Genomic DNA, 23,048 nt, shown 5'->3' with positions numbered 1-23,048 from the left:
GCACGCAAGGGCGGCTCAGATGGAACAAATTCGGATGACTTGTAGGACGCTTCTGATTCTCTGTGCCAAGCGCTTGAGGCCGCCCCGTGGGTGTTAGGTTTCTAACCCTATCCACCCACAGGGAGCTTGAGGATGCGCGTCAGTCTAGAGGGAAAAGGCCAGGCGGTAGATGGCGATGTGACCACAACGGGAGCTATCTGTATCGCGACGGGGGCCGGCTATCTCGACGAGGGCCGAATGGTGCTCCGTGAAGGCGACCAGACCACGCCATGCCCTCTTTGTGGGCAGGTGGGAATGGTCGCCGAAGGTGTGGACCACTTCATTTCCGATGGACAGCGCGTGGCCATGGATGGTGCATTGGTTGTCTGTGGCTGTTCGCCGGGCAGCAATCGGGTGGTCGCACCGCTGTATCAAGCACCGCCACCCATGCAGCCCGTAGCAGGGCTTGCCAATGCTCACTTTGCCGAGCCGTCACACGCGGCCTACCCGGAGCGTTTCTCCCAGCCTGTAATAGGTGCACTGCCCGGTACGCTGGAGCCTGGCTTCTATGTGGTTCCCCGGCGCATGTCGTTCCCCGAGGTGCTGCTGCACTTGGCCGAGCATGATGCCACGTTACCGATTTCCCGATTGCAGCGGCTCAATCCGACGTTTGAACAAGGGTTCAAAGCAGGGGAAATTTTCGTCATCGGTGATCCTGACAACGGTGACGCCTGCACACGCGAAGAGGGAGAACTGATGGCCGCAGCGCAGCATGCGCGGCGTGCGCTGGAAGTGCTCGACTACGCCGAAGCGGATTTCATGATGGAGCACCAGGCCGAAATCGCAGGCTTGCTCAGCAACGCCAGCCTGTCCATGGGCGTGGGCAAGGACATGCTGGATCAAGGCTTGAAACAGGTCAGTCATACATTGACGAGTATCGAGCAACTGCACCAGCGGGAGTTCATGCGCCACGGCCACTTGAACAGCCCAGGTTTCTTCGCTGAACGGCAGCGGCTTCTGCAGCAACTGGATGGGCAGCTAAAAACAGCATTTCTGAACAAGCAACTGAACCTTGGGAATTATGAGCGCTTGAGGAAGAGCTTGAATATTTCGACCAAGAGCCTGGTGCATCATTGGTCGAAAGCGGGTGGACCGGGGCAGATTCCGGGGTACGCGACGCATCTGGAAAAGGTGGCGAAGCTCGGCAGGTATCTTAAACATGGCGGGCATGCTGCGATTGGGCTCGGCGGTACTTCTTCCTATTTGAAAATAAAGGAGGCATGTCAAGCAGGAGAAACCGAAGCTTGTAAGGCTGTGCGCCTCAAGGAAGCTGGAAGTTTCAGTGGCGGTGTTGTTGGTGGGGCTGCGGGAGGCTTTATCACAGGATTAGCGGCCACTTCAATTTGCGGTGTTTTCGCTATTGGAACCGCAGGAATTGGAGCACCAATATGTGGTATTGCCGTTGTTGGAACGGGCTCTCTGGCGGGAAGCGTGGCTGGCGAGGCTGTGGGGGAAATGGTGGGAGAAAAGATCTATGAGTCTATCGCTGATTGATATAAATACCTGGCCACTGAAAATTCAATTGATTTTCCTCGTTGCGCCATTTGCCTTAAGTTCTGCCGGCCTTGCAGTTAGTGGTTATGTGGCTTGGTCTCGTGAATTTGACGTTATCAACAGCTCCATACGAAGCAATGCCTATTTAGAGCAAATGAAGCTATTTCTGGGGACTACTACCTATCGGGCACGATGGATGCTGACTTGTGCTGCCTGCGGCCTACTCACTTTTCCTCGGCTTCACTCAAGAATAGGTCTGGTGAGCCCTGATGAGCTTAAGAATTTTCCGTCAAAGTTAAAGCGCAAGCTGGTTTCTTCGAGTTGGCTCATCATCATTGGCTCGGCCTGGCTATTGATTGCTTTTGCGATGGTAAGGCATTAGAAAATTGAGTGATAAGACCCGCAATTGCGGGTCTTCATCCTTCTGGACTGCCTTGTCGTCGCACCGAAACCTGTCCCGCCTGTAAACCCTCGACTGCCGCCTTCTCCATCCGCATTTTGCCCCACGCCCCCAGCACCAACCCGAACGTCACCACGCAGCAGGTTTTCGCGCATGCTTGTTTTTCCGGAAAGCGATGACACATCGCTTGCATATGACACTTTGTGTCATTAGTATCGCGCTGTGTCCTGATGACAGCCACCTGTCCATCAGCAACCCATTGCCCTTTCCCATGCAGGTACCGCCCATGACGACCACCATGCAGGCTCCCAAGGACCAGTTGGTCAAACTCGCCCAGCAACAAATGCTGACCGCGCTGGCCGACAACACCTACACCGCCCGGCAAAAGCTCGCCCTCACCTGCCGCATCCTCTTCGACGGCGGCCACGACTCAGGCCTGGCCGGGCAGATCACCGCCCGCGCGCAGGAGCCCGGCACTTACTACACCCAACAACTGGGCCTGGGCTTCGACGAAATCGCCGCCTCCAACCTGCTGGTGGTGGACGAGGACCTCACCGTGCTGCAAGGCCGAGGCATGGCCAACCCGGCCAACCGCTTCCACAGCTGGCTGTACCGCGCCCGCCCCGACGTCAACTGCATCATCCACACCCACCCGCTGCACAGCGCCGCGCTGTCAATGCTGGAAGTGCCGCTGGCCATCTCGCACATGGACCTGTGCCCACTGTTCGACGACTGCGCCTTCCTCAAGGAATGGCCCGGCGTGCCGGTGGGCAACGAAGAAGGCGAAATCATCGCGAAGGCGATTGGCGACAAACGCGCCATCCTGCTATCCCACCACGGCCTGCTGATTGCCGGTGGCTCGATTGAAGAAGCCTGCGTGCTCGCCCTGCTGTTCGAGCGCGCGGCAAAGATGCAACTGCTGGCCATGGGCGCCGGTGACATACGCCCCATCCCCGAAGCGCTGGGCAAAGAGGCCCACGACTGGATCTCCACCCCCAAACGTCATGGCGCCGCGTTCAGCTACTACGCACGCCGTGCCTTGCGTGCCCATGGCGACTGCCTGGGCTGATCGAAGCTGTACTCTTTCCTCAACAACGGCAAAGGTGCCTGGTCATGTCTACACCTGTAATTCGCGGCGTTATCGGCTACACCATCACTCCCTTCACTGCAGACGGCACGCTCGACCTGGATGCGTTGGGCACGTCCATCGACAGCCTGATTGCAGGCGGCGTGCACGCCATCGCACCGCTGGGCAGCACTGGCGAAGGGGCCTACCTGTCCGACAGCGAATGGGAAACCGTGGTGCGCTTCAGCCAGGCACGCATCGCCGGGCGTGTGCCCAGCGTGGTCAGCGTCTCTGACCTGACCACTGCCCGCACCGTGCAGCGTGCCCGCCTGGCACAGGCCTGCGGCGCCACGGCAGTGATGGTGCTGCCCATCTCTTACTGGAAGCTCACCGAAGCCGAAGTGGTCGCCCACTACAAGGCGGTCGGCGCCGCCATCGACATCCCGATCATGCTTTACAACAACCCGGGCACCAGTGGCACCGACCTGTCGGTGGATCTGATCCTGCGCATCCTCGACGAGGTGCCCACTGTGACCATGGTCAAGGAAAGCACCGGTGACATTCAGCGCATGCACCGCCTGTTCACCGCTACCGATGGCCAAGTGGCGTTCTATAACGGTTGCAACCCGCTGACCCTGGAAGCTCTGGTGGCCGGCGCCACCGGCTGGTGTACCGCCGCCCCCAACCTGATCCCGGCACTGAACCTGGCGCTGTGGGACGCCGTGCAGCAAGGCCGGCTGGCCGAAGCCCGCACGCTGTTCTACCGCCAGTACGAGCTGCTGGAGTACATCACCCGCCGCGGCCTGCCCACCACCATCAAGGCCGGTTTGAAACTGCTCGGCCAGGATGTCGGCGCCCCGCGCCTGCCCCTGCAGCCGCTGGATGCGCAAGGCAGCAACTACCTGAAGGGCTTGCTGGAAACCCTCGGCGCAGCCAACTGACGCCACCGCAGCCTGCCCGTCAGCACCTCGATGCCGGGCAGACTTTTGGCACCATCACCGTAGAGACACTCCATGAACGTCCACTTCATCGTCCACGAATCGTTCGAAGCGCCTGGCGCGTACGAAACCTGGGTAAAGGCACGAGGCCACAAGGCCAGCTACTCCCGCGTCTACGCCAACCAGCGCCTGCCTGTAGATTCCAGCCACTTCGACCTGTTGGTCGTGCTGGGCGGACCACAAGACCCGGCTACCACCCTCGCGCAATGCCCGCATTTCGATGCAGCAGCCGAATGCAGACTGATCCAGCAAACCATCGCTGCAGGCAAGGCCGTGGTCGGGGTATGCCTGGGCTCGCAGCTCATCGGCGAAGCACTGGGCGCAGGCTTCGATCACAGCCCGGAAAAAGAGATTGGCAAATTCCCCATCCGACTGACACCGGAAGGCAAAGCCAATGACAAAGTCGCCCACTTTGGCGAAGTGCTGCAAGTGGGCCATTGGCACAACGACATGCCGGGGCTGACGGCCGAGGCGAAAGTCCTTGCCACCAGCGAAGGTTGCCCACGCCAGATCGTCGAGTACAGCCCGCTGGTCTATGGCTTCCAGTGCCACATGGAGTTCACCAGCGAGGTAGTCGAACTGCTGATTGCCGCTTGCGAAGACGAGCTGGCTTCCCTCACCGACCGCCGCTTCGTGCAACAGCCCGCCGCGCTGCGAGCCAATCATTGGGACGAAATGAACCAGAAGCTTTATGTATTCCTCGACAAGCTGGTGGAGGAATACAGGGCCCATGGCAATCGCTGATCACAGTCACTGAACCCTGCATTTACTGACCCAGAGGCAACCATGGACGCGCCTGTACAAAGCTCTTCAACCCCGTTTCGGCTGGCAGACATCCTTCACCCCGTTGTGGCAGGGATCGTTTCGGTCATCGTCAACTACGGTGGCACCTTCATCCTGGTGTTCCAGGCAGCCAAGGTTGCCGGGTTGAGCCCCGAGCTGACGTCGTCGTGGGTCTGGGCCGTGTCGATCGGCGTCGGCCTCAGCGGCCTTGCGCTGTCCTGGTACAGCCGCGCGCCGGTGATCACGGCCTGGTCCACGCCAGCCGCTGCGTTCCTGGTCACCGCCCTGGCCAATGTGCCCTACAGTGAAGCCATCGGTGCCTACCTGCTGTCGGCCGCCGGCTTCGTGGTGCTGGGGATTACCGGGTGCTTCGAGCGCCTGGTGCGGGTCGTCCCTGGCGGTATTGCAGCCGGGCTTCTGGCCGGCATCCTGTTGCAGTTCGGTATTGGTGCCTTTGCCAGCCTGTCGGTGGACCCGGCCCTGGCCGGGCTGCTGATTGCGGCCTATGTGGCATTCAAGCGTTTTACCGCCCGCTACGCCGTGGTCGGCATTCTGCTACTGGGCCTCGGCTACTTACTGCTGCAAGGGCAAGTCGGCCTGACCACACTCAAGCTGGAGTTCGCCTCTCCGGTGTTCACCGCGCCCACCTTCTCCCTCAACGCTGCCCTCAGCGTGGCCCTGCCATTGTTCCTGATCACCCTCACCGGCCAGTACATGCCCGGCATGCTGGTACTGCGCAACGATGGCTTCACGACCAGCGCCAACCCGATCGTCGCGGTCACGGGCCTGGGGTCATTGCTAATGGCGCCGTTCGGTTCGCATGCCTTCAACATCGCCGCCATCACCGCAGCCATCTGCACCGGCAAGGAAGCCCATGAAGACCCAGGCAAACGCTGGGTGGCAGGGATCGCCGCCGGTGTCTGCTACATCCTCGTGGGGGTGTTCGGGGTCACCCTGGCGAGTGTGTTCATGGCCCTCCCGGGCACGTTCATCACCACCCTGGCCGGCCTTGCCTTACTGGGCACCATCGGTGCCAGCCTGGCCAGCGCAATGGCCGATGCCCGCGCCCGCGAGGCGGCACTGATCACCTTTCTGGCGGCAGCCGCCAACATCAGCCTGTTCGGCATTGGCGGGGCCTTCTGGGGCCTGGTCATTGGCCTGCTGGCCCATGCCGCGCTGAACGGCCGCCTCCCCGCTTTCAGCGGCAACTCCCGCTGAGCGGGCTTCCCTTCACCTTGCCGTGCGCCAGCGGCGCACGCCGTACAACAGGTATCGACATGCCCCAAGCTGGCCCCAAGTTGCTTACCCAAGTGGCTGCCGTGCACTTCGTCAGCCATGTGCACATCATGCTGATCCCGGCGTTGTTGCCCGTGCTTCCCGGCCTGCTGGGGGTGGGCTTCGTCGAGCTCGGGGTTGCCTTGGCGGTATTCAACATCGTCTCCGCCCTGGTGCAAGCCCCGCTGGGTTACGCCGTCGACCACTATGGGGCGCGTAACGTGCTCAAGGCCGGGCTGTTGCTGGGCAGCCTCAGTTTCCTGCTGCTGGCGGCCAGCCCGGGGTATGCGGTATTGCTGGTGGCGATGGCCATGGCTGGCCTGGCCAATGGTGTGTACCACCCGGCCGACTACGCACTGCTGGCCAACGGCATCGAGCCCGCACGCCTGGGGCGGTCGTTCTCGATTCATACCTTTGCCGGGTTTCTTGGCTCGGCGGTCACGCCGGCCGTATTCCTCGGTATCGCCGCCGTGTTCGGCACGCGGGCGGCCCTGACGGCGGGCGCGGTATTCGGGGTAGCGGCATTGCTGCTGATCTCGATACCAGGCAGTGGCGTTTACCGGGTCGCAGGGCCTGGCAACCAAACAGGCGCTGGCCCGGTCGCAGCAACAGGCCGCGTGCGTTTGTTCACACCCATGATCGGCGTGCTGACGGTGTTGTTCATCCTGCTCAACCTGAGTACCAGCGCCATCGAAAAGTTTTCCGTCGCCGCACTCGTACAAGGCCAAGGTCTGACCCTGGCCTGGGCCAACACCGCGCTCACCGCCTTCCTGCTATGCAGTGCAGCAGGCGTGCTGTGCGGTGGTGCCTTGGCCGACCGTACCCGGCGCCATGGCCTGGTGGCGGCACTGGCTTTCGCGTTGGCGGCCGCGCTGACCGCGCTGGTGGCCCTGGGGCTGCTGCAAGGCTGGGCACTGGTGGTTGTTCTGGGTGCCATCGGCTTGCTGACCGGGATCATCGCCCCATCACGGGACATGCTGGTCAAGGCGGCTGCACCAAAAGGCGCCGAGGGCAAAACGTTCGGGCTGGTGTCGACCGGGTTCAACATTGGTGGCGCCATCGGGCCGGTGGCGTTTGGCTGGATGCTCGACCAGCGCCTGCCAAACGGGATTTTCGTTGCATCGGTCGTGTTCATGCTGCTGACGGTGCTGCTGACCCTGGCGCAAGAGGCGTACCTGGCCAGGGCCCGCAACGCTGAGCGACTGGCGCGCGCCGTGTAGGTGCGGCCTTGGCCAGTCATTTCGGTCGTTCAGGATGCCGGGTTGGCATGCACCACGCGCCCGCCTGCGCCCGGCCGATTGACGAACAGCACATCCAGCACACTGTTGCGCAAGCCCTTCAGCGCATTCCAGTTTGCCGAGGCATGCACGTACTTCTCGCACAGCAGCCGCTGTTCAGCCTCGCTCAACCCGGGCTGGTCCGTTTCTCCCAAGGCATACGCATGCAACTTGCGGCTGATCTCCAGCAAATCCTCCGGCAGCCTGTGCTCAGGCTGCTCGCCCAACGGCGCGAATGGCACGCCAGCCCGCACCGCCAGCGCTCGCATCACGCTCAAGTACACCCGGGACAACTGCCCCGCCACTTCCCGTTCACGGTACAACGCCGCATACACCTGCTTTTGCGCCTCATTTGGCCGGCCGCCGGCAAGGGGCGCCTCCCAGCTCACAACCTGCGGCCTGGGCTCGCGCCTGTCGGCATACGCCGACGCCAACAAGGCGCTTACCGTGGCATGCACTCGGCTTTGCTCGGCACGCATGCCCACCGGTACACGCTGGGACCGCGGCTTGCACAGCAGCACCTGCTCCAGTGTGGTTTCCGGGTAACCGCCCCCGATATTCGAATGCACCCCCGGCAACACAATGTCGTGACCACTGCCCACCAGCGGAAAGTTATGCCGCTGCTCATCCCCCGCCACCAGCTGTACCACCTGCCGGGCAATGCCTGCCCCAAGGCCCAGGCGCAGGCCGCCCTGGCGGCTATCGGCAGGGTCGAAGTCGCCCTGCAACGGCGCGATGATCGCCGCCACGGTGTCGAACAGGCCGATAAAGTTGATCGACGTATCGCACGCTATCGGCAACAACCCGCCCGCGCCATCCTGTAGCAGGTTGGCCAGGTGCCTTGCCGCCGCCGCCCCGCGGCTGAAACCGAACAGGTCGAACTCGACCCGCGCCACGGCTGCCTGCGGATGTGCCCGGCACCAGCCCTGAAGTTGTTCGGCCATCCCCTGCAAAGCCTCGGCGACCCGCGCCTCAACCCCCGTGCGCCCACAACCGGTGGCCGCGGCATAGGCATGGTCCGCCTCACCGGCCAGGGTACCCACGCCTTCCACGTAGCGTTTCAGAAACACCCGGGTGCCATCGGCATCAGCCTCACCCGCCGGATACAGGGCATGCAACAGGGCCACATTGCTCAGGGCATTGCCATAGCTGCCGCGCGGTTCATCCACGGCCATGGCATTGTGCCGGTTGTTACCGGTGCCATCGAAAAACACGCCAAAACGCAGGGTGGCGGGTGTGGGGATTGGCGTGCTACCGCTGCTCATTTTCATCATCGTGCCTTCTGCTTGCCTGAAAAGCACAAGCAGGCGCCAGCACGCCTTCACCGACCATCAGACAATGGCCAGCCCTACCTGGGACATTTCTGTACCGGCGAGCCCCCCGTAACGATAAATTTACCCGCCGCCATTGGTCGCCGCCCCCCCGGATAGATTAAAGTATCAGCCCTTGCCAGGGCCGCTACCGTCAGCCGCCTCAGGCCCCACACCAGGAACCGTCGCCGATGGAACACCGTGAAGCGCTGATCGCGCTGCGCACCTTTCTTTCTTCCCAGATCCTAGGCCAGGAAAAACTGGTCGAGCGGCTGTTGATCGTGCTGCTGGCCGACGGCCACATGCTGGTGGAAGGCGCACCGGGCCTGGCCAAGACCAAGGCCATCAAAGAACTCGCCGAAGGCATCGAAGCGCAGTTCCATCGCATCCAGTTCACCCCCGACCTGCTCCCTGCCGACATCACCGGCACCGAAATCTATCGCCCGGAAACCGGCAGCTTCGTGTTCCAGCAGGGGCCGATCTTCCATAACCTGGTACTGGCCGACGAAATCAACCGCGCCCCGGCCAAGGTGCAGTCGGCGCTGCTCGAAGCGATGGCCGAGCGCCAGGTCAGCGTGGGCCGCAGCACCTACGACCTGTCGCCGCTGTTCCTGGTCATGGCCACGCAGAACCCCATCGAGCAGGAAGGCACCTACCCGCTGCCCGAAGCCCAGCTCGACCGGTTTCTGATGCATGTAAAAATCGGCTTCCCCGACGCGGCGGTGGAGCGGCGCATCCTGGCGCAAGCCCGTGGTGAAGCCCTGGGCGGCGAGACCAAGCCCGAGCGCCGGGTCAGCCAGCAGGCCATCTTCGCCGCGCGCAAGGAAATCCTTGGCCTGTACATGGCCGACGCGGTGGAGGAATACCTGGTGCAGCTGGTCATGGCCACCCGCACCCCGGCCAAGTTCGACGCCGAGCTGGCCGACTGGATCGCCTACGGCGCCAGCCCGCGCGGTTCCATTTCGCTGGACCGCTGCGCGCGTGCCCATGCCTGGCTGGCCGGGCGCGACTTCGTCAGCCCTGAAGACATCCAGGCGGTGCTGTTCGACGTGCTGCGCCACCGCATCATCCTCTCGTTCGAGGCCGAGGCGGCAGGGATCGACCAGGACCGCGTGGTCCAGCGCATCCTCGACGTCGTCGCCGTTGCCTGAGCCCATGCCCACCGCGCAGCTGGCCGAGCCCGGCATCCGCATCGGCCTTGCCGAGCTGATCGACATGCGTCACCGCGTGCGCGAAATCCAGCTGTTTTCCAAGCCCGGCCAGCGCAGCCCGCTGGTGGGCCTGCACCATTCCAAGCTGCGCGGGCGCGGGGTGGACTTCGACCAGGTGCGCGTGTACCAGGCCGGCGACGATGTGCGCAACATCGACTGGCGGGTGACCGCGCGCACCCAGGAGCCGCACACCAAGCTGTTCCACGAAGAGCGCGAGCGGCCGATCTTCATCCTCGTCGAGCAAAGCCAGCGGCTGTTTTTTGGCTCGGGGCTGATGTTCAAGTCGGTATTGGCGGCACAGGCCGCTGCGCTGTTCGGTTGGGCCGCGCTCGGCCACAACGACCGCATCGGCGGGTTGGTGTTCGGCGACAACGAACACCACGAAATCAAACCTCGGCGCAGCAAGCAAAGCCTGCTGCAACTGCTCAACCGCCTGGCCAAGGTCAACCAGGCACTGCACACCGAAGCCACGCCCGGGGCCGACAGCCTCGGCCTGGCCCTGCGCCGCGCCCGCGAAGTGCTGCGCCCCGGCAGCCTGGCCATCGTGATTTGCGATGAACGCTCGCTTAGCGCCCAGGTGGAGCAGCACCTGGCCATGCTCTCGCGCCATTGCGACCTGCTGTTGCTACCGGTGTCCGATCCACTCGATCATGCCCTGCCGGCCGCCGGCCTGCTGCGCTTCGCCCAGCGTAGCGCCCAGCTGGAGCTCGACACCCTCGACGCCAACCTCCGCCAGGCCTACCGCCAGCAGGCCGAAGCACGCATCGAGCGCTGGGAGCTGATGGCGCAGAAGCTGCGTGTGGTCCTGATGCCACTGAGCACGCAAAGCGAAATGATCGAGCAACTGCGCGAGTACCTGAACGCTCAGCGGCCACGGAGCGCGTCATGAACCCTCTCGACCAGTTGCACCCGCTGATCGACCCGGCACCTATCGGTTTATGGCCACCGGCACCGGGCTGGTGGCTGTTGCTGGCCCTACTGCCGCTACTGGGCTGGGGCCTGTGGCGGCTGCGCCGCTGGCGCCCGGGCAAACGCCGCATCGTGCGTGCCGAACAACCGCTCGACCCGGTGCGCGTGGCCGCGCTGGCCGAACTGGCCCTCCTGCCACGCCCCTACGATGGCGCACCGGCCGGCGCCTGGCTGCAACAAATCAACGCCCTGCTCAAGCGCCTGTGCCGCAACCACTATCCCGGTGCCAACAGCCACACCCTCAACGGCCGCCAATGGCTGGCGTTTCTCGACAACCGCTGCCCGGCCGCCGGCCTGACCCGCTGGATGGTGCTGGTCGAAGGCGCCTACAAACCCGAGTGCAAGCTCGACGACAAAGCCATCGCCGGGCTTAGCCTGGCCGTGGAAACCTGGATCCGCAAGCATGTTTGAACTGGCCTGGCCGTGGGTCTTCGCGCTGCTACCGCTGCCATGGCTGGCACGCCTGCTGCTGCCTGCAGCCGACAGCGGCGAGCCGGTGCTCAAGGTGGGCTTCCTCAACGAACTGGAAGGCCTGGCCGGGCGCCGCGCGCGGCTCAACCTGCCGACCTGGCGCCAGCAGGCACCGTTCGTGGTCATCTGGCTGTTGCTGCTGTGCGCGGCTGCCCGCCCGCAGTGGCTGGGCGATCCGGTGCCGGTGGCCGCCAGCGGCCGCGACCTGCTGGTGGCGGTGGACGTGTCCGGGTCGATGGACTTCCCCGACATGCAGTGGAAGAACGAAGACATCAGCCGCCTCGACCTGGTCAAGGCGCTGATGGGCGACTTTCTGCAGGACCGCGAAGGTGACCGCGTGGGCCTGATCCTGTTCGGCAGCCAGGCCTACCTGCAGGCGCCGCTCACCTTCGACCGGCGCACCGTGCGCATCTTCCTCGACGAAGCACAAATCGGCATCGCCGGTAAAAACACCGCCATCGGTGACGCCATTGGCCTGGCGGTCAAGCGCCTGCGACAACGCCCGGCACAAAGCCGGGTGCTGGTGCTGATTACCGACGGCGCCAACAACGGTGGGCAGATCCACCCTCTGACCGCCGCCCGCCTGGCGGCCCAGGAAGGCGTGCGCATCTACACCATCGGCATCGGCGCCAACCCCGAAGCCAGTGGCACCCCTGGCCTGCTGGGCCTCAACCCGAGCCTGGACCTGGACGAAGCTGCGCTCAAGGAAATTGCCGACATCACCCACGGCGCCTACTTCCGCGCCCATGACGGCGCCGAACTGGACGCCATCGGCGACACCCTCGACCAACTGGAGCCGGTGGCCCAGCAACCGACCCAGGCACGCACGGCCCAGGCCCTGTACGCCTGGCCCCTGGCGCTGGCGCTGCTGCTTAGCGTGCTGCTGGTGGTGGCCGTGCAATGGCCCGACAACCTGCTGCAACGCCTGCTGCGCAAGCCGCGCTTTCTGCAACCGCACCCGGAATGGCGCCAGCGGCTGAAGCGCCTGCGTTTAAGGAGGCGGCGATGATCGACCTGTGGCCCCAATGGCTACGGCCGCTCTGGCTGCTGGCCGTGCCCCTGCTCGGCTGGCTGTTGTACAAGCTGTGGCACCGGCGCAAACGCGCCGGGCGCTGGCAGATGATTCTGCCGCCAGCGTTTCATGGCGTCTTGCTGGGCGGTGGCAGCGGTAGCACCAGCAAACTGCCCTGGGTGGCGCTGGGCCTGGCCTGGGCGCTGGTGATCCTGGCCCTGCTCGGGCCCAGCTGGCAACGCGTCGAAGAAAACCGCCAACGCCCGGCCGACCCACTGGTGATCCTGCTGGAGCTGACCCCGCAGATGCTTGCCGAAGACAGCCCGCCCAACCGCCTGGAGCAGGCCCGGCGCAAAATCCTCGACCTGCTCGAACACCGGCGCGACAGCCAGACAGCGCTGGTGGTGTATGCCGGTTCGGCGCACACGCTGGTGCCGTTGTCCGATGACCTGGCCACCACCCGCAACCTGCTGGAGGCCATCGACCCGTCGATCATGCCGCAAGCGGGCCAGCGCGCCGACCTGGCCGTGCAAAAGGGCCTGGCGCTGCTCGCCCAGAGTGGTTTGGGCCAAGGCCGCCTGCTGCTGATCGGCTCGTCGCTCAGTGCGCCGGAGCGCCAGGGCATCAGCCAGGCCCTCGGCCGCCAGGGCCCCAGCCTGTTGATGTTGGGCATCGGCAGCCGCGAAGGTGCCCCGGTGCGTCAGGCCAACGGCGAATTCCTTAAAGACAACCAAGGTGGCATCCTCCTGCCACGCCTGGACAGCGCCAGCCTCAAGGGCTTCATCAGCGGTACCGGCGGGCGCTACCGGCATGCCCGCATCGACGACCTCGACCTGCGCGGCCTGGGCCTGTTCGACAACCCGCGCACCGCGCGCAACGACGGCCAGACCCTGCAGCTGGACAGCTGGGCAGACCAAGGCTACTGGCTGCTGATCCCGCTGTTGCTGCTGGCCGCCTGCGCTGGCCGACGAGGCTGGCTGTTCTGCCTGCCGCTGCTGCTGGCCTTGCCGCAGCCCAGCCAGGCCTTCGAGTTCAACGACCTGTGGCTGCGCCCCGACCAGCAAGGCCAGCGCCTGCTGGAACAAAGCCGCCCGGCCAGCGCCGCGCGTCACTTCCAAGACCCACAGTGGCGCGGCATGGCGCTGTACCAGGCCGGCGACTATGCCGGTGCCGCCGAAGCGTTTTCCCAAGGCGACACGGCAGCTGCCCACTACAATCGAGGCAACGCCCTGGCCCGCAGCGGTGAACTGGAGGCTGCCCTGGACGCCTACGAGCAAGCCCTGGAGCGCCAGCCCGACCTGCAAGCGGCGCTGGACAACCAGGCGCTGGTGCAACAACTGCTGCAACAGCGCGAGGCCAAAGCCGAGGAACAACCGGCCAGCAGCGATGCCCAAGGCACACCTGGCAGCGAAACCGAGGGCAACAGCAGCTCGGCCAGCAGCCCGGCCCAGGGCACACCCGGCAACAACGAACAAGCCAGCGCCGAACAACCCGGCGAAGGCAGCAACAACAGCCAGGCTGCACCGGGTAACCAGGCGGGCAGCGACGACAGCGTGATCCAGCCGCCGCAGCGCCCGGTATCGACCAATCTCGATGCCGAGCAACGCCAGGCCCTGGAACAATGGCTGCGGGAGATCCCCGACAACCCGGCGGAGCTGCTGCGGCGCAAATTCTGGTATGAACAGCAATTGCATCAGGAAACCCCACGATGAGTCGCTTCGGCGTCTTGCTTCTCACCCTGCTGTGGGCCGTGCTGGCCCAGGCCGAACCGCTGCTGCAAGCCAGCGTAGACCGTACCCGCCTGGAAGCTGGCGAAAGCCTGGAACTGACCCTGGAAAGCCAGGACGTGACCCAGTTCGGCAAACCCGACCTGCGCGCCCTGGAAGGTGACTTCGAGGTACGCGGCACGCGCCAGCTGAACAGCCTGCACACCCTCGATGGCGAAACCCGCGCCAGCACCCGCTGGATCATCACCTTGCTGCCACGGCGCAGCGGCAGCCTGCGCATTCCTGAGCTGCAACTGGGCCAGTCGCACAGCCAGGCCATCGAGCTGCAAGTGCTGCAGGCCGATGCCAGCCGGCCCGACAGCGCCTCTCAGGTATTCATCGAGGCAACCCTCGACAGTACCGACGTCTATGTCCAGGCCCAGGCCATGCTGACCCTGCGCATCTACCACTCGGTAGCGCTGTACGACGACAGCAGCCTGAGCCCGTTGCAACTGGATAACGCCAAGGTCGAGCCGCTGGGCGAATCGCGCACCTATGAAAAGGAAATCAACGGCGTACGCCACGGCGTGATCGAAACCCGCTATGCCGTGTATGCCCAGCAAAGCGGCACCCTTGACATCCCGCCGTTGACCTTCACCGCCACGGCCGCCGCCAGCAGCGACGAAAGCGCGCAGGCCAATGCCACGGCCCGCGCCGGCCACCAGGTGCAGGTGAGTTCACTGCCGCTGCGCCTGACCGTGCGCCCCATTCCGGCCACCTGGCCCGCCGGCGTACCTTGGTTGCCGGCGCGCAGCCTGACGCTGGAAGAACACTGGAACCCCGACCCCGGCAACCAGCAGGTACAGATTGGTGACTCGCTGACCCGCAACATCACCCTGCGTGCCGAAGGTTTGTCCAGCACCCAGCTGCCGCCACTGCCGGCCACCGAAATCACCGGTTTGCGCCGCTACCCCGACCAGCCGCTGCTACGCAACGAAATCAGCGACCGTGGCATGACCGCCAACCGCGAAGAGCGCGAAGCCTTGGTGCCCACCCACGCCGGCACGCTGGCCCTGCCGGCGCTGGAAGTGGCCTGGTGGAACACCCGCGAAGACCACCTGGAGCACACCAGCCTGCCAGCGCGCACCCTGAACGTGCAGGACAACCCGGCACTGAGCGCCGACACCCCGGTAGGTGACAACAGCAGCGCCAGTACCTTGCTGTGGCCCTGGCAGCTGGCCACCTTGGTGTTCGCCCTCACCACCGTGCTGGGCTTCGCCCTGTGGTGGCGCGCCCGCTCACAACCGGCGGTGCTGCGCGCCGCGCAGAACGGGCCAAGCCCACGCACCCTGCTGGACGACCTCAAGCGCGCCTGCCAGGCCAACGACCCTCAAGCCACCCGCCAGGCGCTGGACGCCTGGGCCCGGCAACAGCCGGAGACATTGGCCGAAATGGCGGCGCGCTTCGTGCCGTTGTCGGATGCGCTGGACGGGTTGAACGGGGCGCTGTACAGCGAGAGTGGCCAGTATTGGCAGGGTGAGGAGTTGTGGCGGGCAATAGGCACCATCCCGCCGGCCGAGCAAGTGTTGTTGCCGGCCGGGGAGAATGGCGGGCTTCCGCCGCTCTATCCAAAGTAAATTGTCGCCTTCACGAGCCTCTTCGCGGGCAAGCCCGCTCCCACAGTGACCGCGCATACCCTGAATTTCATGCAATACCTGTGGGAGCGGGCGTGCCCGCGAACACCGGCGCAGCCGGTGCCATGCACCAAGTAACCCGCTCCCACAGCAGCCCCGCGCTTGGGTTACCATACCGCCCTTTCCCCGCTTGCCCGACTCGACACCAACAGGTCATCCATGCGTCTGTTTCATACCTCCGACTGGCACCTGGGCCAAAGCCTGCACGGCCAGGAACGCGACTTCGAACACGCCTGCTTCCTCGACTGGTTGCTCGGCCAACTGCGCCTGCGCCAGCCCGATGCGCTGCTGATCGCCGGCGATATCTTCGACACGGTCAACCCGCCGGTCAAAGCCCAGGAACGCCTCTACGACTTCATCGTCCAGGCCCACGAGCAGCAGCCCAAGCTGGATATCGTGATGATCGCCGGCAACCACGACTCGGGCTCGCGCATCGAGTTGCCCGCCGCCTTGATGCGCCGCCTGCGTACCCATGCGCTGGGCCGTGTGCATTGGCTGGACGAAGGCCAGCTGGATGCCGAGCGCCTGTTGATTCCGCTGACCAATGGCCGTGGCAAGGTCGCCGCCTGGTGCCTGGCCCTGCCCTTCCTGCGCCCGGCCGAAGTGACTGGCCCGCACCTGGGTGACGACTACCTGCAAGGCATTACTCAGGTACACCAGCAACTGATCGCCGCCGCGCAAAAAAAGCGCAAGAAAGACCAGGCGCTGATTGCCATCAGCCATGCGCACATGGCCGGGGGCGCGGTGTCGGAGGACTCCGAGCGCAGCCTGATCATCGGCAACGCCGAGGCGCTGCCGGCCAAGCTGTTCGACAAGGCCATCAGCTACGTTGCCCTGGGCCACCTGCACAAGCCGCAGAAGGTCAACCGCGAAGAACGTATCCGCTACAGCGGCTCGCCGATCCCGCTGTCGTTCGCTGAAATCAACTACCCGCACCAGGTGCTGGAAGTGGAGCTGGACGGCACCGGCCTGGTCAGCGTCGAACCGCGCCCGGTACCGCGCGCCGTGGCCCTGCAACGGGTTGGCCCGGCACCGTTGGGCGAACTGCTGCAGCAACTGGCTGACCTGCCGGTAGTCGACCTGCTCGAAGACCCCAACCGCCAGCCCTGGCTGGAGGTGCGGGTGATACTGGACGAGCCGCAACCCGACTTGCGCCAGCAGATCGAAACCGCCCTGGAAGGCAAAGCCGTGCGGCTGATCCGCATCAGCGCCGAATACGCCGGCCGTACCCACGCCGAAGACGATGACCTGGCCTTTGTCGAACTGGCCCAGATGACCCCGCAAGACCTGTTCAGCCGCGCCTGGGAACAGGCCTACGGCAACCCCGCCGACGAACAGGCCCTGGCCGACTTTGCCCTGCTGTTGCAGGACGTGCAGCAGGAAGAAGAGCAGCCATGAAGATTCTCGCCATCCGCCTGAAAAACCTGGCATCGCTGGCCGGCCCGATAGACATCGATTTCACCGCAGAACCCTTGGCCAGTGCCGGCCTGTTCGCCATCACCGGGCCGACCGGGGCCGGCAAAAGCACCCTGCTCGACGCCCTGTGCCTGGCGCTGTTCGGCACCGTGCCCCGGCTCAATGACATCGGCCGCGAGGCCAAGGTGCCGGACGCTGAGGGCGAAATCCCCACGTCCGACCCGCGCAACCTGCTGCGCCGTGGCACCGGCAGCGGCTTTGCCGAGGTCGATTTCGTCGGCATCGATGGCCGCCGCTACCGCGCCCGCTGGGAAGCCAACCGCGCCCGCGACAAAGCCAACGGCAAACTGCAGCTGAGCCGCCAGAGTTTCTATGACCTGGACAACGAGCAAGTGCTGGCAAGCGCCAAGAACGAGTACAAACAACTCATCGAAGCCCGCCTCGGCCTGAACTTCGAGCAGTTCACCCGCGCCGTGATGCTGGCCCAGAGCGAGTTCGGGGCCTTCCTCAAGGCTGACGACAAAGAGCGCAGCGAACTGCTGGAAAAGCTCACCAACACCGCCATCTACACCCGCTTGGGCCAACGCGCCTTCAGCAAGGCCCGTGAAGCCGGTGAAGCCCACAACGCCCTGAAGGACCGCGCCAGCCACCTGCTGCCAATGGCCGCCGAACCCCGCGCCGAGCTAGACCAGCGCCTGGTGCAAGCGCAGCAGCAGTTCAAGGCCGATCAGGCCGACGAGCGTCAGCTGGAGCAGCAGCGCAACTGGTTGAATGAACAACGCCAGCTGCAGGCCCAGTACGCCGAAGCCGGCACCGCGCTGCAGGCCGCCGAGCAGGACTGGCAGCAACTGGCCGAACCTCGCCTGGACCTCGTTCGCCTGGAGCGTTTGGCGCCGCAGCGTCACCAGTTCCATCGCCAGCAAACGCTGACCGCTCAACTGGCGCCAGTCGCAGCGACGATCGCTGAACAGCAACAGCAACAAACTGAGTTGCAACTGCGTACCCGTGAACTTGAACAGGCACTGGACAATGCCCGCCAAGCGCTGGCCGACAACCAGGCCCGGCACGGTGAAAACGCCCCGCGCCTGCGCCAGGCCTTTGCCGCCCAGGACAACCTGGCGCGCCTGGACCAGGAGCTGGCCGCTCAGCGCAGCAGCAGCGAACAGGCCGCACAGCACGTTGCCGACGGCCAGCAACAGTTGCAGCAGTTGGAGCACAACCAGCAACGCAGCGTGCAGCAACTGGCCCAGATCGACACCGCGCTCGCCGACAGCCAGCACCTGGCGGGCCTGGCCGATGCCTGGCATGCCTACCTGCCGCAACTGAAGCAGGTGATGCTGATTGGCGGCCGTCTGGCCAAGGGCCGCGAGGAACTGCCTGGCCTGCAAGCTTTGGCCAGCCAGGCCAATGCGCACTTGCAGGCCGAACGCGACACCTACGACCTGCTGTTCCGCGAAGCCAAGGCCGAACCGCACGCCCTGGCGGAACAGATCGACCTGCTGGGCGGCATGCTGCAGGACAACCGCAAGCAGCATCGCGCCATTGAACAACTGTCGCGCCTGCATGGCCGCGAAATGGAGCTGCGCCAGCAGCTGGACGCCGTGCGCGAGCGGCAACAGCAAGCCATGCAGCAGCGCCAGCAACTGATTACCGAGGGCACCGCCGCCAAGGCCGAGCTGGAAGCCGCCGGACAGGCACTTGACCTTACCCGTCAGCTGCTGGAGCGCCAGCGCCTGGCGCGCAATACCAGCGTTGAAGAACTGCGTGGCCAGTTGCGCGATGGCGAACCCTGCCCGGTATGCGGCAGCGCCGAGCACCCGTTCCATCAACCCGAAGCGCTGCTGCAAAGCCTGGGACGTCACGACCAGGCCGAGGTGGACGCCGCGCAGAAGCAGGTGGAAACCCTCAACAGCAAACTGGTGGAGCTGCGCACCCAGTTGGGTGTGGTCAACGTCCAGCTCAAAGACTATCAGCAGCAACAACTGCAACTGGGCGAGCAACTGCAGACCCAGGTAGCCGAGGTGCAGGCACATAGCCTGTGGCCTGCTCTCGCCCCGCAGGACGACAAGGCCCGCAGCACCTGGCTCGACAGCCAGTTGCGACGCCTGGACGAAGAAATCGGCCAGGACGAGAAGCGTCAGAGCGCCCTGCTCGCCCTGCAAAAAGATGCAGCCCGCCTCAATCAGCAACTGCAGGCCGCCCACGAAGCGCAACAGCAGGCCCAGCGCCACCTGGAGCAGCAGCACCAGGCCCTGGCCAACGACGAGCAGCAACTGCAGCAAGGCCTCGACGACCTGGCCGGCGTATTGCCCGAAGAAGCCGTCAAGGCCTTGAGCGACGACCCGGCCAATGCCTTCCTTGCCCTGGATCAACAGATCGCCCAGCGCCTGCAACAACTGGAGCAACGCAAGGACGAACTGGAGGAACAGCAAGCCCGTCAGGCCCAACTGGACAAGCTGCGCGACCAGCAACAGGCACGTATACAAGGCCAGCAGCAGTTGCTGCAGAAGCTGGCCGCCCTCGACGAGCAACGCCAGCAGGCCCAGGCCGCCCTCGGCGAACTGCTTGGCGAACACACCAGTGCCGAAGCCTGGCAGCAGCACATGGACACCACGCTGGAACAGGCCCGCGCCCTCGACGCCGACACCGCCCAACGCCTGCAAGCGCTGCGCACCCAGGGCGTGCAGCTGGCCAGCGAACTCAAAGCCAACATCCAGCAGCAACAGGCACTGGACACCGAGTGCCAGCAGTTGCAGGGCCAGATCAGCCAGTGGCGCAGCGAGCACCCGGAGCTGGATGACGACGGGCTGGATCGCTTGCTGGCCATGGATGACACGCACGTCCATGAATTGCGCCAACGCCTGCAAGGCGCGGAAAAGGCCATCGAACAAGGCCGCGTACTGCTGCAGGAACGTGAGCAACGCCTGCAACAGCACGCCGCGCACATGACCGTGGACACTTCGGCCGAAGCCCTGGAGCAAGCCCTGACCGCGCTGCGCGAACGCCTGGCCAACCACGAACAGCAGTGCGCCGAACTGCGCGCCCAGCAGGCCGACGACCAGCGTCGCCAGCAGGCCCATCAGGCACTGGCGGCCGAAATCGAACAGGCTCACCAGCAGTGGCAACGCTGGGCCCGCCTGAACGCGTTGATCGGTTCGGCCTCGGGCGATGTGTTCCGCAAGATCGCCCAAGGCTACAACCTCGACTTGCTGCTGCACCACGCCAACGCCCAGCTGCGTCAGCTGGCCCGCCGTTACCGCCTCAAGCGTGGCGGCAGCGCCCTTGGCCTGCTGGTGCTGGACACCGAGATGGGCGATGAGCTGCGCTCGGTACACTCGCTGTCGGGCGGGGAAACCTTCCTGGTGTCGCTGGCCCTGGCCTTGGGCCTGGCATCGATGGCCTCCAGCACCCTGCGCATCGAATCGCTGTTCATCGACGAAGGCTTCGGCAGCCTGGACCCCGAGTCGCTGCAACTGGCGATGGACGCGCTCGACGGCCTGCAGGCCCAAGGCCGCAAGGTGGCAGTGATCTCCCACGTGCAGGAAATGCACGAACGCATTCCGGTACAAATCCAGGTGCGTCGCCAGGGCAATGGCCTGAGTGACGTGGAGGTGTGCGGGTGATCCTCTACTCATTCCGCCGCTGCCCCTGGGCCATGCGTGCGCGCCTGGCCCTGCGCTATGCCGGCTGCGAGGTAGAAATCTGCGAGGTGGCGATGAAGAACAAACCGGCAGAGCTGCTGGCCTTGTCGCCCAAGGGCACGGTGCCGGTGCTGGATACCGGTGCCGGGGTGCTGGAAGAGAGCCTGGACATCATGCGCTGGGCGCTGGCGCAAAACGACCCGCAGGACTGGCGCTTGCAGGCAGCCCCTGCGGCGGCGCAGGTGGCTGACGGGCTGATTGCGCGGAACGACAGCACGTTCAAGGCGCAGGTGAACCTGTACAAGTATGCTGAGCGTTACCCGGAGTATTCCCGCGAGCATTACCGTCAGCAGGCCGAAGCCTGGCTGGCGGAGCTCGAAGGCCTGCTTGAAGGCCGGCCTTACCTGCTGGCTGATCACCCGAGCCTTGCCGATGCCGCGTTACTGCCCCTGATGCGCCAGTTTGCCGGGGTCGAACCGCAGTGGTTCGCCGAGGCGGCTTATCCGCGGGTGCGGAGCTGGCTGGAGGGGTGGCTGGCTTCGGAGCTCTTCAAATCGATCATGGCCAAGTGATCGGATCGAGTCAGGCTTGACTCAGTGATGCTGCTTGCCGCTGAGGGCCGCATGGAAGTTCGCGCTCTGGCGCAGGTACTGCTCGGTGTAGCTGTGGGTGGCAGCAGCCTTGCCGCTGCTGTCGGCATGGGCATGGGCCGGCAGTACGACCGAAGCGGAAATGGCGGATGCGGCAATGACCGGGAAGAGATTGAAGTTCATCTGGGCTGACCTCGACAGCGGTGGTTTGACGGTGGCCCGTTTGGGCCTTGGGTCAAACTTACGCCGCCGAGGCCGAACGCAAAAATTCATTGCGGCAGTATCGATTATCACGCCGATCGATATCACTCGATGAACTTGAGGTCCGATGGGGCATCCTGTTTCAACGTCTGCACCGTCTCCAGCAGCTTGCCACTGCGCGGATCGCGACGTATCACCACGATCTGGTTGCTCTTCTGGTTGGCCACCAGCAGGAAGTTGTCACTCGGATCGAGGGCAAATTCCCTGGGGTGATCGCCTTCCACAGAACGACGTTGCAGGAAGGTCAGCTGACCGTCCTGCTTGCCTACGCTGAACACCACAATCTCGTTGGCGGTGCCACGGTTGCTCACGTACAAGAAGCGCCCGTCCGCCGACAAGTGCAAAGCACCCGCCGCCTTCGCTGCTGCCTCGTGGCGTTCGGTCAGTGGCAGGCGCTGGCGTTCCACGAGGTTGCCATCCTGCACATCGAACACCACCACCTCGGCGCTCATTTCCAGGGTGAGGTAGGCGTGCTGGCCCTTGGCGTCAAACAGCAGGTGACGCGGCCCACTGCCCGGTGGCAGGGCCACCGACGCGGGTATCGCCGGGGTCAGCGGGTGGTCCGCGCTGGCGCCGTCGTAGCGGTAGATGAACACCTTGTCGGCACCCAGGTCGCTGGCGTACAGGTGCCGGCCGTCCGGCGACAGCACCAGCGAATGCACATGGGCACCGGCCTGGCGCTCGGGGTTGACCCCGCTCGGCTTGTGCCGGGCCTGTTGCACCACGGGCTTGAGCTTGCCGTCCTTGGCCACCGGGATCACCACCAGGCTGCCACCGGGGTCGGGGTTGACCGCGTAATTGGCCACGAACAGGAAGCGCTGGTCGCGGCTGAGGCTGGCGTGGGTAGGCTCGTCGCCCTGGCTGGCCACTTGGTTGAGGGGTTTGATTTCGCCTTTGGTGCTGATGCTGAAACTGCTGGCATGCCCCTGCGGGGTTTCATTTACCGCGAACAGCTGGCGCTGGTCAGCCGACAGCACCAGCCACGAAGGGCTGACACTTTTCACCACTTGCAAGGGTGCAGGGTCGATATGGCCGGCCTTGTCGTCGAACTGATAACGGTAGATGCCCTGGCTGGCGCCATCGGTGTAGCTGCCCACCAGCAAGGTAGCGGCGTGGGCATGGAGGGTCAGGCTCATCAGGCTAGCGGTCAGCAGGCTCGTCCAGGTCCGGTTCATCTTGGTCGTCGTCCGGGGCACGAAAGGCACTCATACAGACTAGACGATGCTCGCCATCGGCATCGTTGAGTTGCCATTCATCACCCGTGGCGATGGCGGCGGCGACTTGCTCGGGAGTGAAGGACCAGCGGCGCAGCTGACGGCCGTCCATGCATTCGACGGTGAGGCCGGATTCGTCGGCGGTGAAGTCGAAGGCGTGCAGGCCGTCGATCAGGAGCATGTCGCAGGTTTGCAGGGCGGTGGCGAGGGGGGACATGGGG

General features: G+C 64.7%; 20 protein-coding genes. 16 read left to right on the top strand and 4 right to left on the bottom strand.

Annotated elements, in window-relative coordinates:
• Positions 1-132 precede the first annotated feature (132 nt).
• From N436_RS01830 to N436_RS01805, 7 genes are all read left to right on the top strand, one after another.
• Positions 133-1,533: a PAAR domain-containing protein gene (locus N436_RS01830; RefSeq protein WP_110740276.1), complete on the top strand. Its 1,401-nt coding sequence runs from the start codon at positions 133-135 to the stop codon at positions 1,531-1,533.
• Positions 1,514-1,915, top strand: coding sequence for a hypothetical protein (locus N436_RS28355; RefSeq protein WP_146232406.1), 402 nt, complete (start codon positions 1,514-1,516; stop codon positions 1,913-1,915). Before N436_RS01830 ends, N436_RS28355 begins: the two co-directional genes overlap by 20 nt.
• Positions 1,916-2,219: 304 nt before the next feature.
• Positions 2,220-3,002 carry an aldolase gene (locus N436_RS01825; RefSeq protein ID WP_019097010.1) on the top strand — a complete coding sequence of 261 codons (783 nt, stop codon included), beginning with the start codon at positions 2,220-2,222 and terminating at the stop codon, positions 3,000-3,002.
• 44 nt (positions 3,003-3,046) lie between these two features.
• Positions 3,047-3,940 carry a dihydrodipicolinate synthase family protein gene (locus tag N436_RS01820; protein ID WP_110740275.1) on the top strand — a complete coding sequence of 298 codons (894 nt, stop codon included), beginning with the start codon at positions 3,047-3,049 and terminating at the stop codon, positions 3,938-3,940.
• A 72-nt stretch (positions 3,941-4,012) separates the two neighbouring features.
• Entirely contained in the window at positions 4,013-4,741 is a 729-nt protein-coding gene (locus N436_RS01815) for a type 1 glutamine amidotransferase (RefSeq protein WP_110740274.1), read from the top strand.
• A gap of 42 nt (positions 4,742-4,783) precedes the next feature.
• A complete protein-coding gene (locus tag N436_RS01810) occupies positions 4,784-5,998 on the top strand; it encodes a benzoate/H(+) symporter BenE family transporter (RefSeq protein ID WP_110740273.1) in 1,215 nt (404 codons plus the stop codon).
• 59 nt (positions 5,999-6,057) lie between these two features.
• Positions 6,058-7,275, top strand: a complete 1,218-nt coding sequence (locus N436_RS01805; protein ID WP_110740272.1) for an MFS transporter — start codon at positions 6,058-6,060, stop codon at positions 7,273-7,275.
• A gap of 29 nt (positions 7,276-7,304) precedes the next feature.
• Here the strand turns inward: N436_RS01805 and N436_RS01800 are convergent, their stop codons facing one another.
• Positions 7,305-8,606, bottom strand: a complete 1,302-nt coding sequence (locus N436_RS01800; RefSeq protein WP_110740271.1) for a DUF2235 domain-containing protein — start codon at positions 8,604-8,606, stop codon at positions 7,305-7,307.
• Positions 8,607-8,833: 227 nt separating this feature from the next.
• On the opposite strand from N436_RS01800, the gene N436_RS01795 reads away from it, so the two are divergent.
• The 9 genes from N436_RS01795 to N436_RS01755 all read left to right on the top strand — a co-directional run bounded on the left by N436_RS01795 (position 8,834) and on the right by N436_RS01755 (position 21,334).
• Positions 8,834-9,793, top strand: a complete 960-nt coding sequence (locus tag N436_RS01795) for a MoxR family ATPase (RefSeq protein ID WP_016714824.1) — start codon at positions 8,834-8,836, stop codon at positions 9,791-9,793.
• 4 nt (positions 9,794-9,797) lie between these two features.
• Entirely contained in the window at positions 9,798-10,742 is a 945-nt protein-coding gene (locus tag N436_RS01790) for a DUF58 domain-containing protein (RefSeq protein WP_016714823.1), read from the top strand.
• Positions 10,739-11,233 (top strand): DUF4381 domain-containing protein, encoded by a 495-nt coding sequence (locus tag N436_RS01785; RefSeq protein ID WP_105945301.1) that lies wholly within the window; start codon positions 10,739-10,741, stop codon positions 11,231-11,233. The genes N436_RS01790 and N436_RS01785 overlap by 4 nt, the downstream gene beginning before the upstream one ends.
• Positions 11,226-12,302: a VWA domain-containing protein gene (locus tag N436_RS01780; RefSeq protein ID WP_110740270.1), complete on the top strand. Its 1,077-nt coding sequence runs from the start codon at positions 11,226-11,228 to the stop codon at positions 12,300-12,302. The genes N436_RS01785 and N436_RS01780 overlap by 8 nt, the downstream gene beginning before the upstream one ends.
• On the top strand, positions 12,299-14,017 hold the full coding sequence (locus tag N436_RS01775) for a tetratricopeptide repeat protein (protein WP_105945303.1): 1,719 nt from the start codon (positions 12,299-12,301) through the stop codon (positions 14,015-14,017). Before N436_RS01780 ends, N436_RS01775 begins: the two co-directional genes overlap by 4 nt.
• Positions 14,014-15,648, top strand: a complete 1,635-nt coding sequence (locus N436_RS01770; RefSeq protein WP_105945304.1) for a BatD family protein — start codon at positions 14,014-14,016, stop codon at positions 15,646-15,648. The genes N436_RS01775 and N436_RS01770 overlap by 4 nt, the downstream gene beginning before the upstream one ends.
• A gap of 216 nt (positions 15,649-15,864) precedes the next feature.
• On the top strand, positions 15,865-17,103 hold the full coding sequence (locus N436_RS01765) for an exonuclease SbcCD subunit D C-terminal domain-containing protein (protein ID WP_110740269.1): 1,239 nt from the start codon (positions 15,865-15,867) through the stop codon (positions 17,101-17,103).
• On the top strand, positions 17,100-20,744 hold the full coding sequence (locus N436_RS01760; RefSeq protein ID WP_110740268.1) for an AAA family ATPase: 3,645 nt from the start codon (positions 17,100-17,102) through the stop codon (positions 20,742-20,744). The genes N436_RS01765 and N436_RS01760 overlap by 4 nt, the downstream gene beginning before the upstream one ends.
• On the top strand, positions 20,741-21,334 hold the full coding sequence (locus tag N436_RS01755) for a glutathione S-transferase (RefSeq protein WP_110740267.1): 594 nt from the start codon (positions 20,741-20,743) through the stop codon (positions 21,332-21,334). The genes N436_RS01760 and N436_RS01755 overlap by 4 nt, the downstream gene beginning before the upstream one ends.
• Before the next feature lie 21 nt (positions 21,335-21,355).
• On the opposite strand, the gene N436_RS01750 is transcribed toward N436_RS01755, so the two are convergent.
• The 3 genes from N436_RS01750 to N436_RS01740 form a co-directional block, all read right to left on the bottom strand.
• A complete protein-coding gene (locus tag N436_RS01750; RefSeq protein WP_110740266.1) occupies positions 21,356-21,535 on the bottom strand; it encodes a hypothetical protein in 180 nt (59 codons plus the stop codon).
• A gap of 122 nt (positions 21,536-21,657) precedes the next feature.
• Entirely contained in the window at positions 21,658-22,788 is a 1,131-nt protein-coding gene (locus tag N436_RS01745; RefSeq protein WP_110740265.1) for a lactonase family protein, read from the bottom strand.
• Complete coding sequence (locus tag N436_RS01740) at positions 22,754-23,044, bottom strand: DUF5629 family protein (RefSeq protein ID WP_016714876.1); 291 nt, start codon at positions 23,042-23,044, stop codon at positions 22,754-22,756. Before N436_RS01740 ends, N436_RS01745 begins: the two co-directional genes overlap by 35 nt.
• Positions 23,045-23,048 lie beyond the last annotated feature (4 nt).

Source organism: Pseudomonas sp. RV120224-01b (genome assembly GCF_003208145.1).
GTDB classification, from domain to species: Bacteria; Pseudomonadota; Gammaproteobacteria; order Pseudomonadales; family Pseudomonadaceae; genus Aquipseudomonas; species Aquipseudomonas monteilii.
This window is presented reverse-complemented; position numbering and strand designations above follow the sequence as displayed.